The organism is Chitinophaga sp. RAB17 (assembly GCF_052114225.1).
Classification (GTDB): domain Bacteria; phylum Bacteroidota; class Bacteroidia; order Chitinophagales; family Chitinophagaceae; genus Chitinophaga.
Genome location: NZ_JBFREI010000056.1, coordinates 1 through 454, shown reverse-complemented (window position 1 = coordinate 454; position 454 = coordinate 1). Strand labels below are relative to the sequence as shown.

Here is a 454-nt window from a genome sequence, read left to right as displayed (position 1 = left end):
GCCTTGTCCAGGTCGTTCCGCGCCGCCCGGGAGACGCGGGCGTGATAGGTCTGGTTGATCAGCACGCGCGGCAGGGTATCCGGATTGAGATCGACCAGCCAGGAACCGTCCGGCGCCGGCCTGATGAAGACATCCGGAACGACGGTCTCGGCCGCCGAGCCGCCGAAACCCCGTCCGGGCTTAGGGTCGAGCCTGCGGATTTCCGCGACCATGTCGGCGATATCCTCGTCGTCGACGCCGCAGATGCGCTTGAGCGCCGAGAAATCACGCTTGGCGACAAGGTGGAGGTTGGCGACCAGAGCCTGCATGGCCGGGTCGAAGCGGTCGCGCTCCCGCAGCTGGATCGACAGGCATTCGCGAACATCGCGCGCGCCGACGCCGGAGGGGTCGAAGCCCTGGATGACGCCAAGCACGTGCTCGACCTTGTCCGCGCTCACACCGAGCCGCTCTGCGA

General features: G+C 67.6%; 1 protein-coding gene. It reads right to left on the bottom strand.

The window, feature by feature from the left end; all coding sequences use genetic code 11:
- On the bottom strand, positions 1 to 454 hold a 454-nt coding region (locus AB4Z08_RS35830), incomplete at both ends, for an RNA polymerase factor sigma-54 (RefSeq protein ID WP_441578576.1).